At 45.6% G+C, this 26,268-nt stretch carries 21 protein-coding genes; 7 read left to right on the top strand and 14 right to left on the bottom strand.

Annotated elements, in window-relative coordinates; translation table 11 throughout:
* Positions 1–45: 45 nt before the first annotated feature.
* From BK126_RS01430 to BK126_RS01400, 7 genes are all read right to left on the bottom strand, one after another.
* Entirely contained in the window at positions 46–762 is a 717-nt protein-coding gene (locus BK126_RS01430) for an EGFR-like transmembrane domain-containing protein (protein ID WP_076310959.1), read from the bottom strand.
* A gap of 396 nt (positions 763–1,158) precedes the next feature.
* Positions 1,159–2,016 (bottom strand): undecaprenyl-diphosphate phosphatase, encoded by an 858-nt coding sequence (locus BK126_RS01425; RefSeq protein ID WP_076310958.1) that lies wholly within the window; start codon positions 2,014–2,016, stop codon positions 1,159–1,161.
* Between the two features lie 44 nt (positions 2,017–2,060).
* Positions 2,061–2,675 (bottom strand): DedA family protein, encoded by a 615-nt coding sequence (locus BK126_RS01420; protein ID WP_076310957.1) that lies wholly within the window; start codon positions 2,673–2,675, stop codon positions 2,061–2,063.
* A gap of 50 nt (positions 2,676–2,725) precedes the next feature.
* Entirely contained in the window at positions 2,726–4,669 is a 1,944-nt protein-coding gene (locus tag BK126_RS01415; RefSeq protein ID WP_076310956.1) for an ABC transporter permease, read from the bottom strand.
* Positions 4,666–5,415 (bottom strand): ABC transporter ATP-binding protein, encoded by a 750-nt coding sequence (locus BK126_RS28955; RefSeq protein WP_076310955.1) that lies wholly within the window; start codon positions 5,413–5,415, stop codon positions 4,666–4,668. The genes BK126_RS01415 and BK126_RS28955 overlap by 4 nt, the downstream gene beginning before the upstream one ends.
* Before the next feature lie 132 nt (positions 5,416–5,547).
* Complete coding sequence (locus BK126_RS01405) at positions 5,548–6,531, bottom strand: sensor histidine kinase (protein WP_076310954.1); 984 nt, start codon at positions 6,529–6,531, stop codon at positions 5,548–5,550.
* Positions 6,528–7,235 (bottom strand): response regulator transcription factor, encoded by a 708-nt coding sequence (locus BK126_RS01400; protein ID WP_076310953.1) that lies wholly within the window; start codon positions 7,233–7,235, stop codon positions 6,528–6,530. The genes BK126_RS01405 and BK126_RS01400 overlap by 4 nt, the downstream gene beginning before the upstream one ends.
* Before the next feature lie 158 nt (positions 7,236–7,393).
* Here BK126_RS01400 and BK126_RS01395 point away from each other — a divergent pair, with 158 nt between their 5' ends.
* The 3 genes from BK126_RS01395 (at position 7,394) to BK126_RS01385 (ending at position 9,836) form a co-directional block, all read left to right on the top strand.
* Positions 7,394–8,587 carry a GTP-binding protein gene (locus tag BK126_RS01395; RefSeq protein WP_076310952.1) on the top strand — a complete coding sequence of 398 codons (1,194 nt, stop codon included), beginning with the start codon at positions 7,394–7,396 and terminating at the stop codon, positions 8,585–8,587.
* A gap of 122 nt (positions 8,588–8,709) precedes the next feature.
* Positions 8,710–9,174 carry a hypothetical protein gene (locus BK126_RS01390; protein WP_076310951.1) on the top strand — a complete coding sequence of 155 codons (465 nt, stop codon included), beginning with the start codon at positions 8,710–8,712 and terminating at the stop codon, positions 9,172–9,174.
* A 29-nt stretch (positions 9,175–9,203) separates the two neighbouring features.
* Complete coding sequence (locus BK126_RS01385) at positions 9,204–9,836, top strand: hypothetical protein (RefSeq protein WP_076310950.1); 633 nt, start codon at positions 9,204–9,206, stop codon at positions 9,834–9,836.
* Between the two features lie 133 nt (positions 9,837–9,969).
* Here BK126_RS01385 and BK126_RS01380 read toward each other — a convergent pair whose 3' ends face one another.
* The 6 genes from BK126_RS01380 to BK126_RS01355 form a co-directional block, all read right to left on the bottom strand.
* Positions 9,970–11,214, bottom strand: a complete 1,245-nt coding sequence (locus BK126_RS01380) for a cytochrome P450 (RefSeq protein WP_076310949.1) — start codon at positions 11,212–11,214, stop codon at positions 9,970–9,972.
* A 49-nt stretch (positions 11,215–11,263) separates the two neighbouring features.
* Positions 11,264–11,893, bottom strand: coding sequence for a DedA family protein (locus BK126_RS01375; RefSeq protein WP_076310948.1), 630 nt, complete (start codon positions 11,891–11,893; stop codon positions 11,264–11,266).
* 51 nt (positions 11,894–11,944) lie between these two features.
* A complete protein-coding gene (locus tag BK126_RS01370; protein ID WP_076310947.1) occupies positions 11,945–12,526 on the bottom strand; it encodes a hypothetical protein in 582 nt (193 codons plus the stop codon).
* Positions 12,527–12,907: 381 nt separating this feature from the next.
* On the bottom strand, positions 12,908–14,731 hold the full coding sequence (locus tag BK126_RS01365) for an ABC transporter substrate-binding protein (RefSeq protein ID WP_076310946.1): 1,824 nt from the start codon (positions 14,729–14,731) through the stop codon (positions 12,908–12,910).
* Positions 14,732–14,773: 42 nt separating this feature from the next.
* Positions 14,774–16,273, bottom strand: a complete 1,500-nt coding sequence (locus tag BK126_RS01360) for an ABC transporter permease (protein WP_076312491.1) — start codon at positions 16,271–16,273, stop codon at positions 14,774–14,776.
* Between the two features lie 20 nt (positions 16,274–16,293).
* Positions 16,294–17,754, bottom strand: a complete 1,461-nt coding sequence (locus BK126_RS01355; RefSeq protein ID WP_083655675.1) for an ABC transporter permease — start codon at positions 17,752–17,754, stop codon at positions 16,294–16,296.
* 189 nt (positions 17,755–17,943) lie between these two features.
* On the opposite strand from BK126_RS01355, the gene BK126_RS01350 reads away from it, so the two are divergent.
* The 3 genes from BK126_RS01350 (at position 17,944) to BK126_RS01340 (ending at position 23,812) form a co-directional block, all read left to right on the top strand.
* On the top strand, positions 17,944–19,680 hold the full coding sequence (locus BK126_RS01350) for an ABC transporter ATP-binding protein (protein WP_076310945.1): 1,737 nt from the start codon (positions 17,944–17,946) through the stop codon (positions 19,678–19,680).
* Between the two features lie 255 nt (positions 19,681–19,935).
* Positions 19,936–22,749 (top strand): DUF5689 domain-containing protein, encoded by a 2,814-nt coding sequence (locus tag BK126_RS01345; protein ID WP_076310944.1) that lies wholly within the window; start codon positions 19,936–19,938, stop codon positions 22,747–22,749.
* A gap of 133 nt (positions 22,750–22,882) precedes the next feature.
* Entirely contained in the window at positions 22,883–23,812 is a 930-nt protein-coding gene (locus BK126_RS01340; protein ID WP_179085498.1) for an EamA family transporter, read from the top strand.
* A gap of 84 nt (positions 23,813–23,896) precedes the next feature.
* Here the strand turns inward: BK126_RS01340 and BK126_RS01335 are convergent, their stop codons facing one another.
* Positions 23,897–24,913 carry an iron-hydroxamate ABC transporter substrate-binding protein gene (locus tag BK126_RS01335; protein ID WP_076310943.1) on the bottom strand — a complete coding sequence of 339 codons (1,017 nt, stop codon included), beginning with the start codon at positions 24,911–24,913 and terminating at the stop codon, positions 23,897–23,899.
* 550 nt (positions 24,914–25,463) lie between these two features.
* Here BK126_RS01335 and BK126_RS01330 point away from each other — a divergent pair.
* Positions 25,464–26,249 carry a 2,3-dihydro-2,3-dihydroxybenzoate dehydrogenase gene (locus BK126_RS01330; RefSeq protein WP_076310942.1) on the top strand — a complete coding sequence of 262 codons (786 nt, stop codon included), beginning with the start codon at positions 25,464–25,466 and terminating at the stop codon, positions 26,247–26,249.
* Positions 26,250–26,268 lie beyond the last annotated feature (19 nt).

The raw sequence follows: 26,268 nt of genomic DNA, 5'->3' as shown, positions 1-26,268 counted from the left end.
CTCCGGTCCTTTGGATCTCACGAATCTGTGCCAGTGGCCTACGTACTAGGAGGTCTTTTTCTTTTTTCTTCTTCTGACGAAGAAGATGGTGGTGACGATCATGAGGACGAGCAGGCCAATGGAAACGATAAGAATATTTTGAATATTAGGTACATTAACGGTTAACTCCAGGTGGTTATTCGACAGTGGATTAATGTTCCACGTCATCGTTTTATGATCCTCGCTCGTCTGATTGGCGTTGCTGGATTCTGGCTTGATCGGCAGCGTAAGCTTAAAGTCCAGATCTACCTCTTTAAACACCAGGTTACGAACAAAGGAAGGAATGGAGTTGAGCGTATCTGTCCAATCATTGACAGGAATTGCGCTCATCAGATCTGCATCGACCACAATACGATGGGTTGAATAGAAGAACTTCTCTTCCGTGTCGTGAGTAAATTTAACACTATCCGGTATTTCCAGCTTCTGATCTGCCGAGCTCATGTCAATCTGCTTCGAAGCCGTCAGCCCTTGCGTATCTTTAGTAGCTGCAGATTCCGTCTCAAATCCTTGCTCTGCAAAGGTATCCTTCAACTTATTGATCAGCTCGGGCTGACCGATGATTTCCAGGTTTTGATTGCTCATCTGAATATTAAATTTCACGTCTGCTGTACCGTCTGTATTTACCGTTACATGGGCCTCGCCTTTGGCACAAGCGGTAAGCAGCAGGATGATCGTCATGAGCAGAAGAGGCAAGAATGTTCGTTTCAGCTTAGCATCATTCATGTATAATAACCGACCTTTCACTTCTATAGATAGGGGCGCATTGTGATTAATGCTTCATTATTGTATAGGACAAGTATGACATTTATTCCATAAGAGTGACAAGTGCTTAAGCAAGTGATGATCATAATCGAAGAGCTCTGTGCATAGGTATAGTATGGGAAACGTATAGATCACCGATGGAAACAGAGGAGGGAACGGGCTGAAGGAGCATTAAGATAGCAGGAGGGATTTGTCATGAGTGCGGAATTGCTCATCCAGCTGCTTGTGCTCATCTTGATGATTATTCAGCTGAGTTCCAGTAAACGTTAAGTCTGTCTTGTTAAAATAACAGAAGAGGAGATCCTGTAGAATCTATACAGGTCTCCTCTTCTGTTATTTTTAAATGATATGATTCCACTACATCACAAATACGAAATAAATGATAGCTGCGAGAATGATACGATAAATTGCGAACGGCACCAGCTTCACACGGTTAATGAGCTTCAAGAAGAAGCGAATGGAGATGAGTGCAAAGATAAATGCAGCTACAAAACCAGCAATGAAATATGGCAATGCATCAAGCGTAAAGTACTCCCAGTTCTTCACAAGGGACAGGAAGCTTGCACCGAACATGACAGGCACCGCCATAATGAAGGTGAAGTCGGAAGCAGCACGATGGCTCATCCCTAAGAGTACACCACCGGAGATCGTCGAACCAGATCTGGAGAACCCTGGCCACAAGGACAAGCATTGAATGAGTCCAATGGAAAGAGCTTGCTTGTAGCTCATCTGATCTACTGTCTCTACTCTAGGTGTCTTCGGAGCGAAGAGATCAGCTGCGATCATGAAGAACGCACCAATTACAAGCCCGATAAGTACGGTGTTTACCGAGAATAGATGCTCATCGATATAATCCTCGAACAAGAGACCAAGCACACCTGCAGGAATTAAGCCAACAATGACTTGCATCAGCTTCAAACGATTCGTTCCCGAAGCAGGTATAGCAGCGGTTTTGTTCTTGCTCCATAATCGGTCAAGCCCAAGCAGATTAATAAATCGGTCTTTGAAGACGACAACAACGGCTAGGATCGAACCGAGCTGTATAACAACCTTGAACGTATTGGCAACATATTGAGTCAAGAACTCTTTGGAGTTAAGCCACATATCATCCACGATGATCATATGACCTGTTGAGGATACCGGAGCAAACTCCGTTAAACCCTCCACGATCCCTAGAATGATCGATTTAAGTAAATTAATAAAATCAAATTCCATGAAATACTCACTTCTCCTTTAACATCTGGTAACAGCTTAGCATTTTATTTAGCACGTTTTTTGTTGCGGCGGAAGAACCAGATCAAAAAGGCGATACCAGCCACAGCAATAACCGCGTACGCAATATTGGAGTATACATCCATAAATTCAGTAATCGAGTGCCAGTTCTCACCGAGAGCCGCTCCGACCATTACGAGAATGGTATTCCAGATGACCGTACCTATCGTTGTGAACAATAGAAATAGTCCAAATTTCATGTTGGACATACCGGCAGGGATTGAAATCAGGCTTCGGATCAACGGAATCATCCGGCAGAATAGAACAGTCCAGTATCCGTATTTATCAAACCAAGCATCGGCTTTACGGATGTCTTCTTTTTTGACGCGTAATATATGACCCCAACGGTCAATGATCTTCTCCAGACGTTCCACATCGAGAAGCAGACCGATTCCGTACAGAATGATGGCACCGGCAACAGAACCGATGGTAGCTGCTAAGATGACTCCCGGTACGGTAAGGTCCGAATAAGTGGTCATGAACCCGCCAAAAGGAAGTACGATTTCCGAAGGAATCGGTGGAAATACATTTTCAAGTGCGATGATCAGAGCAATGCCGATATAGCCAAACTGCTCCATAAAATCAGTAATCCAGTTTTGCAAGATATACCTCCTGTAAATCCTATAAATTTTCTAGTCATATTCCTCATTTACTAGAGGAGCGTTTTCTTTAAGTTTCTTAAATAATGAAACCTAATAAAGAAAAAGTATAACACCTGAGCAAGCATAAAGCTAAAAAGCACAACTCCCATTTTAGTAGCAATGGACAAGTAGAACAAGCTCTGCAATGCAATGAACGCAAATATGCTATGAATGACTGCTACGAAAGTCGGCAAGAAGAACATGGTTGCGAGCTGGCCGGTTACCATTCGTTTGAATTCTTTGTCAGTTAAGCCCAGCTTCATTAATGTCAGGTATTGCTTCTGATCTCGATCCAGATCGGCATACAGCCTGAAGTACAGGAAGCTGCCAGCAGCGATGAAGAACACAGCTGCAAGGAGCATGGCAATAAACAGCAGGATGCGGTACATGCTCTCTCTCAAGATATACAAGGTTCCACTGACCGAGATGGAGTAGGACTTGTGAGCATCGTAACGCGTACGTCCATGATCCGCTAAATCACTAGCAACAAAGGCCGTTTGAGTAAAATCGTCCAAATAAAAGCCGGTATAGACATCCTGTCTCGCAGGCTGCTTGATCTGTTGGTAGAGCTCATCATGTATAATAACGGCTTCAAAGCTCTCGTCAAAGTCATCCAGCAAATTATCCGGGATAATGACATGATTCGTAAATCCGATCTCTGTAATGGAGATCTGAGGCTCCTTCAGCATGTATTCTCTTTTGTTCCAATGCCTTGTCTTGCTGCGGTCATTCTGTGAGCTGATCATAAGGATCGCCTCATTGTAGGCCGGAGCTTGCTCAGTCATTGTAAATCCGGCCTGCAGCACAGCCTGCTTGTAATCTGCGAACGAAACGACAGGAAGCTCATTTCTTGCAATGTGAACATACTCAGAGCTTGGCTGAACGGGAGCATATTTGATCTTGATTTGATACTCCCTATAGTCAAGCTTTCGCTCGGTTAGCTCTGCTCTGATATCTGCCAGATGCTCCTCACGATAAGGATTGCCGGTCTTGGATACATACCCGACAGCAGCAGGATAATCCTCTTCGAACAGTCCAGACACGACATTAATGGAAGCAAATACACCAAGCGAGCAGAAGGAAATCGTTGATAACATGGTCACTGCAAAAAACATACGGGAATGCTCCTTTAACCGGGAAGACAGCCCGATCAAGGTCAGTAAATGTCTGCCATTCATTCTTCTGCCGCGTGTCTTCCGGAAATACTGGAGACAGTACACCCCGAGCTGCGAGTATAGCAGATAAGTCCCTGCTGTCGTAATAAGCACGACAGGTACAACCCTGTCATAGATCGTATACGTGTCCGCTGTGACTGCGAAGATGTACCCGATTAGCAGCAATATAATTGACAGAGCGGATAGAACAGGAGAGGCATGTGGTGCTTTCTCCCTCCTAGGAACTGCTTGAAATAGCTCGATCAGCTTGCTTGTCCTTACCATTCTAGATGTGTATGCCGATATGAGCAGAAATAGCAGCACGAATGCCCCGATCGTGAGCAGCAGGGAAGACGGCGACAGATAAAATGGCAGTGAAGTAATCTCAAGCGCTTTGGCACTGGCCATAAAGAACAGCTTGGCAAACAATGTTCCTGCAAACGTTCCAAAGATAATGGATAGCAATCCAATAATCATGTTCTCCAGGAATATCATCTTGCCAAGCTGGGCCAGCGTCATGCCGTGCAGCATAAAGATGCCGAATTCCTTTTTTCTCGAGGAGAGAAAAGAGCTGACGGAATACAGCACAAACAAGAAGGAGAATACAAAAATCATGCATTCTGCGACTACAAATGCTTGAACAGCCGTTTCCGAGCTTAGCCCGTTTCTGATATCCGGATGAAAAATGAGCAAGGCATTTACAAAAAAAATCATGACGGAAAACGCACTGCATAAAAAATAAGCCGCATACGTTCTGATGCCCCGGATGACGTTCCTTAAGGCCAGTTGTCTTACCGTCATGGGCGATCTCCACCGAGCAGTGCCAGCATATCCATAATCTTTTGGAAAAAAGCCTGCCGGTTGTCGCCTCTGTAAATTTCGTTATACAGCTTCCCGTCCTTAATAAAAATGACACGCTCGCAGTAGCTTGCAGCGTATGCATCATGCGTCACCATGAGCAGTGTCGCCTGCTCTTGTTCATGCAGCAGCTTCAGCAGATTCATGACATCTCTGCCCGATTTGGAATCCAGATTTCCAGTGGGCTCATCCGCCAGCACGACGGCAGGCTCATGAATAATGGCTCTTCCAATCGCTGTCTTCTGCTTCTGTCCTCCTGAGATTTCGTAGATCATTCGATTTCGTATAGACTCAATGCCAAGTCTAGACAGCACATGGCTGAGTCTTCTGTGCATTTCGTCCTGCGGCACATGGTCAAATGTCAGTGGAAGCAATATATTTTCTTCGACAGTGAGTGATTCTAAGAGGTTAAAGTCCTGGAATACGAAGCCAAGTCTGCGTCTGCGAAACAGCGCCATTTCCTCGGCTGTCATTTGATATGCATTGTGACCGCTGATCCGAATTTCTCCAGAAGAGGGAGGATCGATCGTCGCTATGGCATTTAGCAGCGTCGTTTTGCCGCTGCCCGATGGTCCCATAATGCCAACGAACTCCCCGTCTCTTACTTGAAACCGAACATTGTCCAGTGCTTTATCATGTGAGTAACCGTCATATATTTTGGACACGTTCTGTACTTCCAGCAGCGGCACGGTCACAGTCACCTCTCTTTCTTTATTTCGTTGTACTCATTATAATGAACCGCCCCAATCGATGGCTAGTATGCAGGCTTACAGTTAGCTTACAGATTTGTAAGACAATCAGCAATGGAGTCGCTGCGACAGCTAAAAAATCAATTCAATCCTTGTTCCTTGGTGCTGTACGGAGCTTAAAGTGATGGAATGACCAAGTCTGTCGGCTACTTCCTTAACCAAATAGAGTCCCATCCCTGTAGATTCCTGGACCGTTCTTCCATTCTCCCCTGTGAAGAAAGGATCGAACACACGGTTAATATCCTCCTTCGGAATTCCGATTCCCTCATCTTCCACCGATAGAATAATTTGATCCTTCTGCTTATATCCGCGGAACTGGATTTTCTTGTTCCTTCCTCCTGAATACTTCACGGCATTCGTCAGCAGCTGAGTAACGATAAACTTCAGCCATTTTTCATCGGAGATCACTTGTAGCTGAGGGTCAATATCTACATAAGGAAAGACATGATTACGAATAAACAAACGTTTTTGCTCAGAAGTAACGGATCTGACCAAGGTATTTAGTGATACGGGTTCAATATATAAATCATGCTCGAATGAATCGAGTCTTGCCGCATACAGCACCATATCAAGTCCTTTGCGCATCCGGTCCAGCTCATCTCCTATCGCCGCGGACTCTTCATCATCACGTCCTTGATTCATCAAATGCAGCACGGACAGCGGGGTCTTCATCTGATGCACCCACTGATGAATAAAATGGATATGCTGATCAAGCTGCTCCTTGATACCAAGAAGACGAGTTTGATATACACGATTATGGCTTAGCGTAAGCTGATGTAAACTTTCAGGCAAGGGAGCGTGCTCTGAAGTGTAGGTGATCTCTTCTACCGAGGCTACGGGCTCAGATAACCGCTTATAAAATCGGCGGTGGGTCAAGTATCGGTATGTCATATAACCAACAAACAGCGCACCGCTGAGAAGGGCTGCATACAGCGCAATGGGCCAGTTCTTGAATCCGCCAAGCCAATATACAAAAGTGATGACAGCGAGTTGAATGAAATAAATAAAGATAAGAGGTGTTTGTTCCCGCAAAAACAGTCTAAATCCCTTCTTCATGTCTTGGACTCCACCTGAAGCTCGGGGTGAAGACGATAGCCTATACCGCGAATCGTCTCAAGGACACCCGGCAGTCCAAGTCCGGCAAGCTTCTTGCGAACACGTGTTATGTATACATTCAGTGTGTTGTCATCTACATAGGAATGCTCATCCCAGATCTTCTCCAATAGTCGGTCGCGGCTGACAACCTGCCCTGGTTTATTCATGAATTCATCCAGCATTTTAGCTTCGGTATGACTGATTTCAAGCTTCTGATCCATATAAAATAAGGCAAGCCGTTCCATATCAAGAGTAAGACCAGCAAGTGTAACCGTCCGGTCACTCGAAGGAGCAGCGTACGAACCGAAGGCTCTTCTCAGATGACTGTTCAGCTTCGCAATGACGATATCATAATCAAAGGGCTTGGTAAGATAATCATCGGCTCCATTCTCGAGTGCCATCACTTGATCCATCTTGCTGTCCCTTGCGGAGATGAACACGATCGGACAGGTTGAGATACCGCGGATTTGTCTGCACCAGTAGTAGCCGTCATAGCTGGGAAGATTGACATCCAGCAGTACCAGATGGGGCTGGTAGTCTTTGAATTCCCTAAGTACGAAATCAAAATGCTGCACCGCGTGGGTTTCGAATCCGAATTTATGTAAGTGTTCAACAAGCAGTGATACCAGAGATCGGTCATCCTCAACGATCATTATTTTAAACATTTGGATTCTCCTTCTTGGAATATGTATTGATTGTACCAAATTTATCGATTTGATAAAAAGAAGCCGTAATTAGAGTTGACAAGTGAGAGAAAGAGAGGTATATTCGCTTTTGTTAATCGTAATAATTACTAATAAGAAAAGTACAGGGGGATCTACCTTTGAAAGAACAAATACCAGTTACCGTACTTAGTGGATATTTAGGGTCAGGGAAAACAACCATGCTTAATTATGTTCTGAACAATCGTGAGGGCTTGAAGGTTGCAGTCATCGTCAATGATATGAGTGAGATTAACATTGATGCAGCATTGGTCAAAGGAAGTGCGAATCTATCTCGAACAGAAGAGCAGCTGGTAGAATTATCTAATGGCTGTATATGCTGTACATTACGTGAGGATCTGATGCATGAGATCAAAAGGTTGTCGGAAGAGAAGCGATTTGATTATATATTAATCGAGTCAACGGGGATCTCGGAACCCATGCCAGTTGCGCAGACCTTCTATTATGATGACGAGGCTTCAGGCATTGATTTAACGTCTTATGCTCGACTGGATTGTATGGTCACCGTAGTTGATGCCAACCGTTTCTGGCATGACTTCTCTTCCGGAGAGAGTCTGCTTGACCGCAATCAGGGAACTGGAGAAGAAGACACACGAGATGTCGTAGATCTGCTCATCGACCAGATTGAAATGTGCAATGTACTTGTTTTGAACAAGTGTGATCTTGTCCACGAGGAAGAGCTCATTCGAATGGAGAGTATTCTGCGCAAGCTGCAGCCAGAGGCGCATTTTATTCGGACTATTCAGGGACAGATCGATCCGAAGGAAATTTTAAATACAGGTAGGTTTGATTTTGAGAAGGCAAGTCTGTCGCCCGGCTGGATTAAAGAGCTGCAGAAGGAGACACATACACCAGAAACAGACGAATACGGCATAAGTTCTTTTGTTTACAGACGTAGAAGGCCCTTTCACCCCGAGCGCCTGGCTGAATTTATGGGAACCTGGCCGGAGGAGGTTGTTCGGGCTAAAGGACTTGCCTGGATTGCAGCACAGGAGGATATGGCGGCAAGTATCAGCCAAGCGGGACCTTCAATTCAATTTGGCCCAGCAGGATACTGGGTGGCTGCATTACCGGAGCAGGAGCGTGACGAGCTCTTAGCTGAGGAACCGGAGCTTCGAAGCAAATGGGATGACGAATTCGGTGATCGAATGAATGAGATCGTAATGATTGGAATTGAGATGGATCAGTCGATGCTTGAGGCTGAATTGGACGAATGTCTGCTCACCGATGCGGAGATGACGATGGACTGGTCTCAGCTGTCAAATCCTTTACCATGGGTGCAGACACAAGCTTAAAAAGCAATAAATTAAATTTAGGAATGTTAGCTAGTGAACGATCTCTTACGATCGTTGGATTTAAACCAAGAGCTGCTATATAGTAATAATAAATATAAATGAAGAAGTGTGGTGGCTTCATTATGCTGGAAGCAGAGAAAGAGCTGCTCATCAGTCAGCAATCCTCCAACCTGTGGACGAGAAGGAGAAGAGAGCTGGCTGCCTGGATCGAGCGTCCCAAACCGATAACCGCAGGCAAAGCGCTGTGTGATTTTAATGGAGTGTACGTAGATGCTGCAATATACCCGGCTTTAATGGCACTGCAGGAAGCTTCCATTCCAACTGAATTTTCGTGTGCAGGAGTCAGTATATTGGATGAGGCGGATGATCACTCCTTATATGCTTATGTTACCATGCTTGATGGTCCGGTTACCGAATATTTTGTGCAGTATGCCATGGAACGGATGGGAAATCGGCTTCTGGTTACGTATGAACCAGGCAGAGGCAGGTATGATGTTTCTTCTTTTTATATAGGACATAATCGATCGTTTTGTTACCTGCTTGCCGCTGTTGCGCGAAATTTTAAACAAACTTCTTACTATAAATAATGTTTATAGCAATGAGGTGAGTTTAAGACGTGAAACGTAATCAATGGATTGCATTACTGATGAGCAGTATGTTGTTGATAGGAGGGTGTGCTAAGGATTCGAGTGCAGTTACGCTTGAGTATTCTGATTCAGCGGCTTATTCCCAAACATTCGAAGACCTGAGATTGGGAACAGCTCGATTCTATGATCTTACGATTCCAAATGAACTGCAGGATCAGGCGCATAGAATTAGCATGTGGACTGACGTTTACCTGAATGGGAAGCTGCAGGACAAAATATTGGGGCTTGCTTCTGAGTTTGACCCTGATATGTTATCAGGAACCAAATGGGGATTCCTGATCTTGGATAAGGGTCAGCAGCATAAATACGGCAAGCTGTACGCCGGAAGTGGAAGTACCAGTCTTACGGAATTACCCTCCATCCAAATGAATGAAGACGCTCCTTTTTCAGTGGCTTGGGACGCTGGCTTCACTGATGAGGAGCGCGTTGAGCTACAGTTGGGTGAACCTCAAATATTAGGTGTCCTGCGCATGAACACCAAGAACAGGATAAACACTTTTAGTCCTAAAGACGAGACAGCACTGCAAGCAGAAATTGCATTCAATGATACCGTGTATATTATGTATGCGATGCTAGAACAGACGAGCAATGGAGAATATTAGAACTGAACGCAGGCAAGGATTACAGTATGCTATAAATTAGGGAAAAATAAAGAGCCGGTTTGCTGGGTCATCATCTAATGACTCAGCAAACCGGCTCTTCTGCTGTGTTGCGATAAGGATAACGCAGTAATTTCTATACCTTCACATACAAGGATTCTAGTCCTCTGAGCAGCACATTATCCCGCCACACAGGAGATCTTCCACCCATTGTCATATGAGGAAAACGGCGAGTAAGCACTTCGAAAGCAATAGCGGCTTCCATTCTCGCAAGCGGAGCACCAAGGCAGAAATGAGCACCACTTGCAAAGGACAAATGCCGGTTCTTGCTGCGTGTAATATCAAATACATCTGGGTCATGAAAATAATCTGGATCCCGGTTGGCAGCTCCCAGATTAACGATAATCTCTGCCTTTTGCGGAATCAGCTTACCTCCATATTCCACATCGACAGAAGCCACCCGATTGGTGAATTGCACAGGAGACTCATATCTTAGCATCTCTTCAACGGCAGATGCAGTGAGCTCCGGATTGGCAGCGAGCATTTCATAGGATTCAGGATGCTCCAGCAGCGTCTTCATACCATTGCCGATCAGGTTCACCGTCGTCTCATGTCCGGCAACCAGTAGCAGGATACAATTGTTAATAAGTTCTTCGTCACTAAGCTTGTGCTCTTCCTGCTGCACATGAATTAATTGGCTGATGATGTCATCCTGAGGGGATTTTCTCCGTTCTTGTACGAATTGCTTGAAATAGTCTCTGATTTCTGCTGAACAGCGATCTGCTTCTTCAAAGAATTGATCATCCATCAAGGACAGATCAAGCAGTTTGGCAAGCGTGTTCGACCATTTTTTGAAAAACTCCTGGTCTTCATCCGGCACACCCAGCATATCCGCAATAACGACGACAGGGAGCGGGAAGGCAAAGGTCTGCATAAAGTTGGAATCCGGGTTCATCTCCAATTGATCTGCCAAGGATTCCGCAATAGAATATATCTTCGGCCTGCTCTGCTCGAGCGTCTTTGGCGTGAATGCATAGGCAACATGACTGCGAAGCCGGGTATGCTCAGGCGGATCACGAAACAGCATCCAGTCCTTCACAAGGGACTGGATATTCTGATAGCGGGCAGGAGGTAATTGTTCCCGTTCCTGTTCTGTCAGGAGACGCTCTCTTTCACGTATCATGAGAGGACTCTTAAGTATGGACTGCACATGCTCATATTTGGAAACGATCCACATCCACCGATCCTCCAGATAGATAACCGGATGCTCGCTTCGTAAGCGCTGATAGAATGGATATGGATTGCTGTGTAATTCCGGCTGGAAACCGCTGAAGAAATGAGCTATTTCCTGTACTGTAAGCTGCGATTCAAGATGATGCATGGTTAAGAGCCTCCATTTTCGTAGGATTGGGATTACAAGCCTTACCCATTTAAATCTTCATCGACTTTTCCTTATTCTCGGGATTTTGCTTGCTGCGGAAGTACAGATACAGCACATAAAGGACGAGCAGAGCAACTAGTGCAATCAGTATCAGCATACCGTACTGGTTAATGAGCGCACCGATCTCAAGAATATGATCACCGAGCGTTCTGCCTATCAGATAATAAACTAGAGTCCATAGAAAGGCAGATGGATAGGCAAAGGCCGCAAACCGGCGGTAAGACATGGAGTTCATGCCCACCACATACATCGTAACATGTCTCAATATAGGCAGACAGAGACTCAGGCTGATGGCGAAGCCGCCATATTTGGCAACCCATCGTTCCGAAAGCGCGAAGAAACGCTCTGTCTTCTCCGTTCTCCTTAAACTTTTAAAGATACTAGTTTGTGTTAAGTACCGTCCAACGACATACCCCACAGTCATGGCCGAACAGATGCCCAGAGCTGTTGCCAAAAAAGCAGGCACCTCAATCAGAACTCCGGATGCTCCGAGCATACCTGCTGTCATGACGACGACTTCGTTGGGAATCGGAAGACCGATCAGGCCAAGGCATAATACGAGGAATAAGGCAAAGTATCCAATACTTCCTATGAGGTCTAATAAAATTTCATAGCCCATTTGATATAAACATCCTATCTTAATCCAAAATGTAAATCAGTTAAACCCGCATTATATTATACGGGCCTTGATGATCTCCATACCGCCTGTATTAAGAGATTCGGGCTGCTTCGTATAGGCAGCGAGCCTTCCCCGGAACAGCTCTTGCAGCATATCCGCATCTTCAAAATCCGATGGTTTAACAAAGTGAGGCGGCTTCCGAACAGGAGAGACCCCGGCCTGGCTGAGCACATAGGATACGAATTGAGAGCAAAAATACGCATTTTCCCTATGCAGCTCAATCTGCAGCATAACACCGATTAACCCCAATAGATGGTACTTGTAGGTATGCTGCTTGTTCATCATTTCCTTCACCAGATCATGCATAGTTTCATATTGCTCAGCTGTAACCTTCAGTCTGAATACTGCGCACTCGGACGAGTGAAAGAAGGGAGAGCGATAATCCTCGCGGACCAGTCCGGCATTAAAAGGATTCGCTGCGTTCTTGCGGCCGAAGCTGTAAACTTCGTTCAGTTCAGCATCAAAAGCAATCGACGCGTGGTTCAGCGGTGCTTTCGTATAATATTTAATCATTTTAGAAAAATACGTACCTGAAGAAGTCAGAACGATATAAATGTAACTATTCGCTGACATGTAACTTTTCCCCTCCAACAAATCGATAAACCCATTCTAGCTTGTTAGCAAGCAGTTATAAACGTACTGGGGTATTGTTTTGCATCTTGACTATAGTCTATATGAATCCTAGTCTTAAGACTAGGATTATTACAATATTGTCTTATTAACATGAATTTCAAGAAGTATGTGAATATGGGGGCAGTATCCATATTGTGATGTGTGTGGAGTGTATCTCTATGTATACGGTCATGGAAGGGATCCTATGCGTTAGAAGAGGTGAAATTCAGACTAAGCGAATACTGGAAAATAGAGACAAAATCCTAATATAACAAAGAGGATAGCGCTCCCGGTTCTAGGGAGACTATCCTCTTTGTACTGAAGGGCTATACTGGACAGAGCTTACTGTTTACTCGCCTGATAGCTGGCAAGGAATTCTTTAACCTTAGCCGAATCAGCTACTAGCTCATTTCCAGTCTTCACAAGCGGACTTACCGTTGAAGACGCTTTGATTTTGTTTCCATTATAGAAGGTAAGAATCTCATCTTGATTAATGGAATAAAGTACGGCTTTTCTCAAATCTTCACTCTCTGCTACATCTCGTCCCTTTGTATTGAACAAGAGGTAGCTTACTCCGTTGCTTTCCATCGTTTGAAGCTTGAGCTTGCTGTCTTGTTCTACCAGATCATATTTCGTTTCTGGAACACCGTAATACATATGGATCTCACCACTGCGAAGAGCAGAGAGAGCACTGTCAGCGTCTTTAATGAACTTCACGATCACCGTTGAAATCTTAGGCTCATGCTCAGTTCCGGTCATATAGCCCGGGTTTTTGTAGAATACAGCTTCGTAGTCATTCTTGTAGGACAGAATGTAAGGACCACTCGCATATAGTGTATTGTTGTACTTGTCGCCTTCGGTTACTGTGTTTTGATCACCATAAGGAATATCCTTGTTAACGTCGAAGCTTGCTACATCATAAGTGTTGATGCTCTTCACTTGCTTCTCGGACACGATTCCTGCGGATTGGTGAGCCAGATAGTTAAGAACCTGAGGGAAAGGCTCTGTAGTCGTCAGCTTCACAACTTGATACTTGCCTGCTTTGTTATCTGCTTGTGTTTTGTCAGCGACAAGCTCTGTAATTTGTCCGTCAAGGCCAGTCTCAAGTGCTTGCTTCACGCTGTCTCCGCTGCCTGCTTGCTGTACAGCGTCAAGTGCAGCCAGATCGGTCACGATCTCAACATCTTGAATGTGCTCATGCAGAGAGTAGGTGCGGTGATCCGGAACGGAGTTAGGATCCTTAGCACGATTCAGAGAGAATACAACATCCTCTGCTCCGACGCGCTCTCCCGAATCTGCAGCTTGCTTATCCGTAATTTTGGCAAAATGGATATCGTCACGCAGTACAAAATAGTATTCTGAATTTCCTTCAGCAATGACATTGTTTAAGGACAATGAGCCTTCTGAAGTAATTTGGTCATCGTCTGTCAGATTGACAAGACGAACATACATATTGGTATTCAATGCGTTGATTGAACCGTCATTCCCCTTAATTGGATCCAGTGAAGTCAGAGTGGAGATGGATTGTGTAAGGAGCAGCGGGTCTGTGTCACGCTTGCTGGTATCATTGAAGTCAATGGATTCCCATACCTGAGAACGGGACTTGGACAGTCGGACGGTATCTGCATTCAGAACGTCTTGGTTAATACCTTGGCTCTTCAGAGAGATGTAGAGCGGTGCGATATAAGCTTTGTCGAAGACCAGATAATCTTCAAGAGCTTTGTACGTCGCCTGATATTCATCAGGTGCTTGTGTACTTGCTTCATCAATTAATTTGTCGACTTCGGGATCTGCCATGATGCTGTAATCTCCGCCGCTCTTGAACAAAGAGCGGACAGCATAATCCGGATTCCCTGTGACCGTAGTCCAGCTGGAGAGGGCTACATCATAATTGCCTGCATCCTGCTGAGCTTTGAAGCTGCCGTAGTCTGGCTGCAGATTCAGCTTGACGTCAAATCCGTTCTTCACGAGCTGATCGCGAATAATATTGACATCGGATTCATTGGCACTGGTAGCAAGCAGCTCGATTTGAACTGCACCGGCTTCGGGCGTTTGTTCGTTAGCTGTAGGTTCATTTTGCTCCGCAACATCCGATTTCGTATTGACAGAGCATCCTGCTACAACCATAACGAGTGCAAGCAAGAGAGGCAGTAGACTTTTTTTCATGGGAAAATTCCTCCTTATAATGTATGAATGAACATGATGGCTTTAATCAAGCTTGGGATCAAGGGCGTCACGCAGTCCGTCTCCCAAGAAGTTGAACGACAAGACAAGCGCAACGATCGCTAGACCTGGGTAGATGGCGAGATAAGAGTGAGATTCAAGATAAGTACTGCCCACCTTCAGAATATTGCCCCATTCCGGAATGTGAGGCTCCACGCCTAATCCCAAGTAACTTAGACTACTTGTTGCAATAACAGCTCCGCCGATCGTAAGTGTCGACTTGACAATCATAGGCGCAAGCGAGTTTGGTACAATGTGCTTGAAAATGATAGACAGGTTGCTTGAGCCAAAGGCACGGGCAGCATCGACATACTCGAAATTCGATACCATGAGTACGTTAGCGCGCATCGTTCTTGCGTAGGTCGGTATCGAACCGACACTGAGTGCAATGATCAAGTTCGTTGTGTTTGCACCAAATGCAGCGATGATGGCGATGGCCAGCAATATACCGGGAATAGCGTACAGAACGTCCAGTAAACGCATAATCACATTGTCAGCACGTCGACCATAATAGCCTGCTAGTGCTCCAAGTATTCCGCCTATAATAACCGGAATTAAGGTAGACATGAAGCCTACGATGAGCGATATTCTTGCGCCGAATACGATACGGGAGAACAAGTCTCGTCCGAAATGATCGGTTCCCAAGGGATAGCTCAGACTTGGTGTCTGCAAGATAGCGCTGTAATTGTTCTCGATGGCCATATCATAGTCAAATGTGAAATAGCTGCATACCGATATGGCGAACATTAGGATGATAAAAAATAGACCCAGCATCGAAGTCGTATTTTGCGTAATTTTTCCCCACACGCGTTCCCACTTGCCGGAAGTTACCGTATAAGAGCTGCGTACTTTAATCAGCAGACTCACACCTAACAGTAAAGCAAACAGGTTGCCTGTAATGCTCGTGATGATCAGTGGAACTGCGATGTAAACCATCCATTTTGGTGCCTGATCATAGCTGACATATCTCGCTGTCAAGCCAAGGACGATGAGATCGAATAGAAGGACGACCGCAAGTACAAACATGGCAGGAAGAAATGTGTCGGATACATAAGGCTTAAATAGATTCAACGCAGATAGTACAATGACAAACAGCTGAGTAAGAAGTAGGTATACGGCGAGTGTATACTCGGCGGACTTTTTCTTCTTAATCAAATGGAATGCGGAAGCGACGATAAAAATGTTGCCTGTCGCAACGGACAGCAGCTGCACATATCCCAGCGCTCTTGTAGAGCCGCGGATCTCGCCATGCTTCATCAGATCTTTCCTTATAAGAACAGTGATGATGATCTGCAGAATTGTAAACAGGCCATAGGCTGCAAAAGCAGTGAAGCCAATAGTCTGTATACTGCCGGTGCCCCAATCGAAACTGTTAAATAGAAAGATCAGCGTAAGAGCAAGAGAGACAACCCATGTAAATTGAGATTGTACATATTCGGTAGATAGTTTAAGCTGTCCGGAACGAGAAGCATGCTTTAATACCATGGACATAAGAAGCACCTGCTTTAATATTGTTTCATTCTGGATCTGATCCGAGGATCAAAGAACGCATACAAAATGTCGATAATGACATTAACGATGGAGATCGTGATTGCGGTGTATACGACTCCCCCTAGAATACCAGGGATATCAGGTATAAACTGCTTATCGACGATGTAGCTTCCGATACCGCTGATGTTAAACACTTTCTCCGTTACTGCAGCACCGCCGAGCATTCCGCCAAACTGAAGCCCAATGACCGTAATGATCGGGATAATGGCATTGCCCACGGCATGCTTCCAGAGTACGGCTCTTCTACTAAGTCCTTTTGCTTTGGCTGTAGTAATGTAATCCTCGTGAATGACTTCTAATGTAGAAGAACGGGTCATTCGAGCAACGGCGGCGGTAAGGCCGGTACCGAGCACAATGGTCGGCATGATGATCGAAGCTGCATTCTCAGGATTAAAGGTGGCGGGAAGCCAGCCCAGCTTAATTGAGAAGTTCATTATAAAGATGAGCCCTTGCCAGAAGTTCGGGATGGACAGACCGATCAGTGCGACGAACATAAAGGTGTAGTCAAAAAAGGAATTAGGCTTGGTTGCTGAAATTATGCCTACAGGAATCGCAATGATGATGGCCATAAGAAGTGATATCAGGGTCAAAGTAAGTGTAATCGGAAATTTACGTGCGATACTCGACGCTACATCTTCATTGCCGGTGTAGGAAGTACCGAGGTCAAACAACGCTATTCCCTTCAGATTGTTCCACAGCTGTGCGAAATAACTCTGATCCAGACCGTAAATGTGATTAAAATTCGCGATCTGCTCCTTCGTCGCCCCTTCGCCGAGAATGTTGGCAGCCGGATCGAAAGGAGATAGGTACAGGATTGAAAATACTGCAATGGTGACTCCTATGATGACGAAAAAGCTCATGATCAGTCTCTCAAAGATATACTTCACGTAGGGGTTGCTGTACAGAAGAATAAGTATGTACATCAATAGTCCTGGAAGTAATGAAATACCAAGGAACAAAGGCTGCTGCAGCCAGGACTGAAACCTCTGATGATAGCTTCGCTGATCCAGACCAAGGGCTCTTCCTCGTTCTTCAGCCTGGAGCAATACTGCGGACTGGAAAGATTCCTCTGTCCATTGTTCAGCCTCTGATTCAAGCTGTGCTGCTGATACCTTCTGATTGAAAAAAGCATGCTTGCGCTCCAGCTGGGTTATGTATTTTCGTTTCAATTCATCCCGGTCGCCTGAAGCGATCAGCTCTGTTCTAATTTGCTCCATGAGTGAAGAGGAAGATTGTTTGCCTCTCCGAGACCAATGAATGAAGAAAGTGACCAAATGAACAGGCAGTCCCAGGATGATCAGTGCCCAGGCATACAAGGGGCGATGCAGCATTTTGCCATAGGCTTCACTGATAATATCTGAAAAACGGAAATGCACAGGTGACTGGGAAGGTTCCGGTGATCTCGCAATTTCCATATCGTTTACCTCCTTTCTAAAGAAATTGCATTATTCCGATCAATATAGTATATTTTATTTGCGGTTTAGAACCTTGTCAATCACCATAGTGACAAAATTTACATAAGGTCAATTCATTTATCAATTTCATAACTCTCAGATGTTAAGAGATTGAATTCTATTCATTAACTTTATAAGCAGGTGAACATCGTGGAGACTATTTTACAGGTTCATAATTTGCAAGTATCCTTCCGATCACAGGAACGGGAATTTGATGCAGTTAAAGGGATCAGCTTTGATGTGAAGAAGGGAGAGACCCTGGGAATTGTCGGTGAATCGGGAAGCGGGAAGAGTGTAACTGCCCGCTCGATCATGAGGCTGCTGCCATCACCTCCTTCCCGCATGAAGGATGGGGAGATTTTGTTCCTGGGTCAGAATTTGGCTCACAAATCGGAGAAGGAGATGGAATCGATCCGTGGAAGAGACATCGGCATGATTTTTCAGGACCCGATGACCTCTCTTAATCCAACGATCCGGATTGGCAAGCAAATTGCCGAAAGTCTGATCAAGCATCGGAACATGTCGAAGAAGGAAGCGAAACAGGAAGCGATCGAAATGCTGAAGCTGGTCGGAATTAGGGAAGTAGAGGCAAGGTATAATCAGTATCCTCATGAATTCTCGGGAGGGATGAGACAGCGTGTGATGATTGCCATCGCGCTTGCATGCAGACCTTCATTACTGATTGCGGACGAACCGACGACGGCGCTGGATGTTACCATTCAGGCCCAGATCTTAAATGTCATGAAGCATATGCAGGAGAAATTCGGAACCTCTATTATACTGATTACTCATGATTTAGGCGTTGTAGCCGGAATGTGTGATCGTGTCGTGGTGATGAAGGATGGAGAAATTGTAGAGAAGGGAACGACAGCGGAAATATTCGAGCAGGCTGATCACCCCTATACTTTGAAGCTGCTGAATGCATTGCCAAGACTGGATGAGAAGAAGAAGCCGAAGCCGGCACCTCAGATTATTACTCCATTTCGCAATGAACCTCTGCTGGAGGTGAATGGGCTTAAACAATATTTTGATCTTGGCAAAGGAAACGTAATTAGAGCCGTTGACGATATCAGCTTTTACGTTAAACCAGGCGAGACGCTTGGGGTCGTTGGTGAATCGGGTTCAGGCAAATCAACGACAGGAAGAGCGATACTGAGACTGCATGAGCCGACGGCAGGTGAAGTGCTGTATCAAGGCATGCCCGTCAACCGATTAAAGGCCAAGGAAATGAAAATGATGCGCCGTCACATGCAAATGATCTTCCAGGATCCCTATGCGTCTTTGAATCCGAGATTCAAAATTGTCGATATTATTGGTGAAGCAATGGATGTACATGGTCTCAGCGGCAGCAAGGAAGCTCGTAAGAAGAGAGTAGAGGAGCTGCTGGATATGGTCGGCCTCGACCCGGCATATGCAGATCGCTACCCGCACGAATTCTCCGGCGGACAGCGGCAAAGAATCGGAATTGCACGTGCGCTTGCGGTCGAGCCGAAGTTTATCGTCTGTGATGAGCCTTTATCTGCTCTGGACGTATCGATCCAATCTCAAGTAGTGAAGCTGCTCGAAGAGCTGCAGCATAAGCTTGGGCTGACTTATCTGTTCATTGCCCATGATCTTTCAATGGTTAAGCATATTAGTGATAGAGTTGCAGTTATGTACGCCGGGAAAATCGTAGAGCTTGCTGAGAGTGAGGAGCTGTATTCCAATCCCCAGCACGAATATACGAAGTCTCTGCTTGCTGCAATCCCTGTGCCGGATCCCAAGGTTGAAGCCCAGAAGACAAGAAGACTCCTGGAAGAGCAGACAAGTGAGGATAGGTACAATTTGCGAAATTCGCAGCTGGTTGAAGTGTCAAAAGGTCATTTTGTCGCTATTCCTGCAGGTTAATCAATTGAATATTATGAAATGGTTTCGATGCTATAGCGAAAAAACTGTCTTTCAAAATAAGACGGTTTTTTTGTTTTTGTAAGATGAATGATAAAGAATGCAGTGAATTCGTCACCAAACTACAAAATCCTGCATCATTCTCAGGGAAGAGCTTATTAAATTGATCTGTATTTTACATAATGTACGATATTTTTTATTAATCAAATGATAGAATAAATTGCTATATACCAAATATTTACTATTAGGAGGAGAAGGATGAGAGAAGCTTCGGGATGGATCAGACGCAGCAAATGGTTTAAAGCGGTTACCGCATTATCCCTTGCGGCTACTATTCACACAGGATGGGGGATTGACGTTCCTTCCGCTCATGCAGAAGGTCCTGCGGATCCGGCACCATTTATCAACGCAAAAGTTGTTAACGAGAATGCCGGGAAGAAAATATTGTTTGATAATACGCATGCACAGACGGCAGGTGCGGCAGATTGGGTTATTGACGGTGGTTTTTCCGATTTTGGCAATGCTTTGGCAGCAGATGGCTTCTATGTAAAAGAGCTTCGTAAATCCACTCCGATCACACTCAGCGACTTGTCTGACTACGATGCCTTTGTCATCGCAGAACCGAATGTCCCTTTCAAACAAAGTGAACAAGCAGCCATGGAACAATATGTAGAGCAGGGTGGAAGCATTTTTTTCATTGGTGACCATTATAACGCAGACCGCAACAAGAACCGTTGGGATGGCTCTGAATCCTTCAACGGGTATCGTAGAGGCGCATGGACAGATCCGGCCAAGGGTATGAGTACCGAGGAGAAGAACTCGGCTGCTATGCAAGGAGTCGTTAGTTCGGACTGGCTGTCGGATCATTTTGGTGTCCGCTTCCGCTATAACGCACTTGGCGATGTGGATGCGAATGTCATTGTGGAACCAGAACAATCCTTCGGCATAACTGAAGGGGTAGACTCTGTAGCGATGCATGCGGGCTCCACGCTTGCTATTACTGACCCGGAGAAGGCAAAGGGCATCGTGTACGTGCCTGAGACGAATGAGGCATGGGGCAATGCAGTAGATCAGGGCGTATACAATGGCGGCGGCATTGAGGAAGGACCTTATGTGGCCGTATCTAAAGTAGGCGAGGGTAAAGCAGCCTTTATAGGTGATTCCTCACCGGTCGAGGATGCTACACCGAAGTATTTGCGGGAAGAAACAGGAAGCAAGAAGACAACGTATGACGGCTTCAAGGAGCAGGATGATGCCGTGCTGCTGGTGAATTTGATGAATTGGTTGACAGATCAAGAGAGTTATACGGATCTGACAGAGGTTTCCGGTCTTGAGCTCGATCAGCCGACAGAGCTGCTTGCTTTTGAAGAACCAGCTGCATCAACCGAGCCTCAAGCAGAGCCTTGGTCTCAACCGGCAGCAGGATACAAGTGGTGGGATCCATCGACGTTCAAGCCAGGATCTTATGGAAGCACAACTCCAGCACCTTCGAACCCGGCTTACAGCTTTGTTCACCAAGACGAGCTCCCGAATGCAGAAACGTTCCAGATTCGGGTTGTGATCAACAATCTTGCTCCGAACAGTACGGTATCAGGATATAGTGCAGGAATTTATTTAGCAGGCGGAACACAGGTTGCGAAGGTGCAAAATGAGAATGGCACGTGGCCGAGCGCATACGGCTATAGTCAAGCCTTCAGTGTAACGGCGAATAGTCAAGGCACGGCTTACAAGGATCTGACTGTACAGATCAAACCGGGAACGACAGGTGCTGCGAACTTGAGACTTAGACTAAATGGCTCCAACCTCCTGACTTCCCCGGTGACGATTGCGAATGTATCCGCCGAACCGTTACCCGATGAAGAAGAGGAGTCTCCCCAGATAAGCTTAATTCCGATCAGTGAAGCACGTCTCCAGCCTGAAGGCACTGTGGTCAAAGTTGAGGGTGTAATTACAACTCAGCCCGGTGCATTTGGCGGTCAGGCGTTCTACATTCAGGATGAAACAGCAGGGATTTATGTTTATCAAACACAAAGCGGCTTCAATACAGGTGATAAGGTGCAGATTACTGCACCTTTAACACTGTATAATACAGAGCTTGAGCTGGCGGATGTTGTCTCCATTGAGAAGACAGGCACCGCTGATCTTCCACAATCCAAGGAAGTGACAGCTATCAATGATAGTAATCAAGGTCAGCTAGTTACATTAAACAATGTAACCATTCAGAACATTATTACGGCTGCTCCGACGGGGTCCTTCGAATTTGATGCCGTTTCAGATCAAACGAATCATATTCGGGTAGATACAAGAACAGGACTAAGCCTCGAAGAGTTCCCTTATCAGGAAGGCGACAAAGTCAGTATTACCGGAGTTTCTGCCATTTTTCGTGGGAATTATCAGTTGAAACCAAGGGGAATTGAGGATATTGTTGCAGCGGAGGAAACGGAAGAGCCTCAAGAGCCTGAAGAACCAGAGGTTCCAGAAGAACCGGTACTTCCTGGCGGTGTGCCTGGACATGCTGCACTGACGAGCAATCACGGATACACGGGGCTGAGAAATGGGAATTATGATGTAACGATGAATTTGTGGTGGGGAAACAATGCAACAGAGTACAAGCTGTATGAGAACGGTGAACTCATTGATCAGCAGAAGCTCAGTGACAAGTCTCCGGAGAGACAAACAGCAACGACCTCGATTACTGGCAAAAGCAATGGTACGTACGTATATACTTACGAGCTGACGAATACTTATGGAACGACTACAGGCTCCGAGCTTGTTGTTACGGTGACCGATGCGAATCCAGGAAAAGCAGTACTCTCTAATGACAACTGGGATCAAGATGGCAACTACTCCGTATTCATGAACTTGTGGTGGGGAACAAACGCTCATACTTATCGTCTATATGAGAACGGAGAGCTCCTCGAGGCTACAACACTTGTGCCGAGCTCTCCTAATGGTCAGCAAGCGGTGATTGCCATTCAGAATCGCGCTGCTGGAACCTATGAATATGTTGCGGAGCTGGTTAACGATGCCGGCGTTACACAAACAGACAAGATCGTTGTAACGGTAAAATAGAGGTTTACAATCCATACAAATTAGATTAATATTTATTCTGTAATTTAAATAGAACGTGAATTGGACCCCACTTTTATTGTTTTCTGGATTCTAAAACAATAGGAGCGGGGTCTTTTTATGGAGGTTAACAGCTTTGTTACAACTTATGAAGAACTCGTTTTATGTGTTTTTGGCAGCTTGCTCGTTTGGGATTTTGTCGAGCATCGTTAAGCTTGCCTACCAGCAGGGGTTTACATTCCAGGAGGTGACCCTTGGGCAGTTTGGATCAGGCTGGCTGATCATGCTGATTCTCATGCTTATGTTCTCCAGGAAAAAGGTGAAGCTGGGACAATTTATTCGTCTTGCCGGTGTGGGGGCATGCACTTGTTTGACAGGAGTGTTTTACTATTTGTCACTGCAGAGTATTCCTGCGTCGATCGCCGTGGTGCTGCTGTTTCAATTTACTTGGATAGGAGTCGTTATAGAAGTCATCACAACACGGCAAAGACCTTCGAAAGCAACAGTCTTATCCATTCTGTTATTGCTCTTGGGCACCGTACTGGCTGGAGGTGTTATTGGGGCGAATCCAATGGAATTGAGTGTGCAGGGGGTATTTCTTGGGCTCATGGCTGCGGTTATGATGGCGCTGTTCATATTTTTCAGCGGACGGGTCGAGACAGCAATGCCTACGATTTCAAGAAGCTTCTTCACCTCAACAGGGAGTTTGCTGCTCCTGCTGGTGCTTCATGTCACGATGTATGGCCCATCAGCTGTATTGCAGGTTTCTTTCGAGAATGGATTATGGATATACGGACTGATCCTTGGTGTTTTCGGTGTTGTCATACCGGTGCTTCTGCTAGCTCTTGGTGCACCAAAGATTAGTATTGGACTGGCTTCTATTCTAAGTGCTGGAGAACTTCCTGTTGCCATACTTGCTTCTATATTCGTGCTTAATGAGAGGGTATCCGTCCTGCAATGGATCGGTATTACCGTCATTCTGATTGGCATCGCCTATCCTCAGCTCGCAGGCCGGAAGCGGCAGGAAGAGAGCGGAGGAAATCCAACTGAAAGCTACTCCTCATAAGGAGATTATATAATAAATGCAAAAAACCTTTGAGCGGTGTGATAGGTTCACACGGATCTCAAAGGTTTTTTTATGATAAGAATTTTACTTTGTAATGCTCTCTACAATGCTATCAACGATTTGGGTATTGGCCACCGTACCGGTGTAGAGCCAGCTTGTGTCAGCACTGAATTCATATACATTGCCATTCTTCACTGCAGGAATGTTCTTCCACAGAGGATCGTTTAATGCTTCGCCGCCTGCCCCTTTATCACTGTTGATCAGGAAAAGGTGGTCTGCGTCAAGCTCGGCCAGCTTCTCTAGTGAGATTGGCAGCCAGTTGCCAGTGCCGGTTGCTGAAATTTCCTTCACAACCTCAGGAACAGCTAGTCCAAGATCATCGTACATTACTGTTCCGCTGGAGAGGTCTTCGCTTACCATATAGAACTGATCGGATACGAGCCAGATGGCAGCAGCGGATTCTCCTGGTGCCGCTTCACTAAGCGCGGCTTTGGCTTCAGCCGCCTTGGCGTCATAATCATCAAGCACTTTCTGTGCATCTTCTTCCTTGCCAAGCACTTCCCCGATCTTGAGAAGCTCATCTCTCCAATCATTGTTCTGTTCTGAACCAATAACATACGTTGGAGCGATCTTCGAATATTGCTCATATTTATCTCCGCTCGCCATATCAGCCGAATCGAGGATAATCAGATCAGGTTCAAAGCTTGCTACTTGTTCAAATGGAAGATCATGTGGAATAGTTGGAACATCTTTGAGCGAGCCTTGCAGGTAATCCTGAATACCGTTAGCTACAGACCACTGCGCTACTGGTGTTACACCGAGAGCAACCAGGTTGTCCTCTAGATAAGTCGCGAGTATACGCTGTGGATTTGCTGGGATGGTAACCTCGTGCCCCATGGCGTCAGTTACAGTTCTCTCAGCAGGCTCTTCTGCCGATTCCTCAACCTCGCTGGCAGGTGTTTCCGTCTCCGTCTGTGAAGCATTGTTTGGAGCGGTGTTACTATCTGTACCCGATTCACTGCTGCCACAGGCGGCAAGAAATGTGGACACGAGCAGTAAGCTCGCCAGAAGCGAGGCTATTTTCTTTTTGGATTTCGACATTTTGGTTCCCCCTAATTTATATGTAAATCACTATAGAATGATAACAATTCTCATTATCATATGCAATCTCTTTTTTTAATACAGAAAAAGGCAGCTATTTATATAGTAGAAACAACGCATAACTGAGCTGAAAATTGCAGTTTTTTTATCAAATTTCCGGTCGATGTCCATGTGCTAAAGCCTCAGTCTGAGGTAGGTCAAGGGTCGCAGTATATGAAAGCCATATTTTAGTCTTTAGGTGCGTCGGTTCGAACTGGAGTTAGGGATGTCCAATATAGACGTTCGCTGGAATTTGAGATGATGCCAATGAAAAATTGATGCCTATACATCCCCGTTTTAATCCCAATAAGTATAGATGCCGGAAGGGTAATTCGGACATAAAATTAGTGCTATTGTCAGGTATGTGATGTCGAATACGACAAGAAACGCGTGATTTTTTGATGGAAAATACCGGATAAAATCCATGGTTAGCAGCATAACGTAACCTTATAATGAGAACCGTTATCAACAAATTGATAATCATTCTCAATAAAACAGAGGTGTTGTCGAAATGGCTTCAGCAAGCCTGTCAGGAAAAGTCGCTGTCGTCACAGGAGCAGCCCAAGGAATTGGAAAAGCGGTAGCAAAGGTGCTTGCTGCTGACGGAATTCAGGTTGCTCTAATTGATTATAATGCATCACAGCTTCACGATACCGTAAAGGAATTACAAAGGGAGGGCTATACTGCAGCGGCATTTCCTGCGGATGTGCGGGAGAGCAGCTCTGTCGATCATGCAATGCAGCAAATCATCCGGGAAATGGACCATATCGATGTAGCCGTCAATGTAGCCGGTGTCCTTGATATAGGACCGGTAGCTTTTATGGATGATGAGGATTGGCATCAGACATTTGCTGTTAACACACACGGGGTCTTCTATGTGAGCAGAGCAGCAGCGCGTCATATGATTCCACGGAAAACAGGCGTAATCATCACTGTCGGCTCCAACGCATATGCCATGCCTCGTGTAAATATGTCAGCCTATGCTGCATCCAAAGCAGCTGCAGCCCATTTTACGAAATGTCTCGGACTGGAGCTGGCTCAGCATGGAATCCGGTGCAACATTGTGTCACCGGGTTCAACGGATACAGACATGCAGCGAGGCATGTGGACTGATGAACTAGGGGCTGAAGCGGTTATTAGCGGTTCTCTGGAGAATTACCGGGTCGGCATCCCGCTCGGCAGAATTGCCGAAGCAGAGGATATTGCAGACACGGTTGCTTTTTTAATCTCAGATAAGGCGAAGCATATCACGATGTGTGAGCTCAGAGTAGATGGCGGCGCTACACTTGGTGTGTAGTGTGAATATATGAACGATT

Origin of the sequence: Paenibacillus sp. FSL H7-0326 (genome assembly GCF_001955535.1) — a bacterium.
Classification (GTDB): domain Bacteria; phylum Bacillota; class Bacilli; order Paenibacillales; family Paenibacillaceae; genus Paenibacillus; species Paenibacillus shunpengii.
This window is presented reverse-complemented; position numbering and strand designations above follow the sequence as displayed.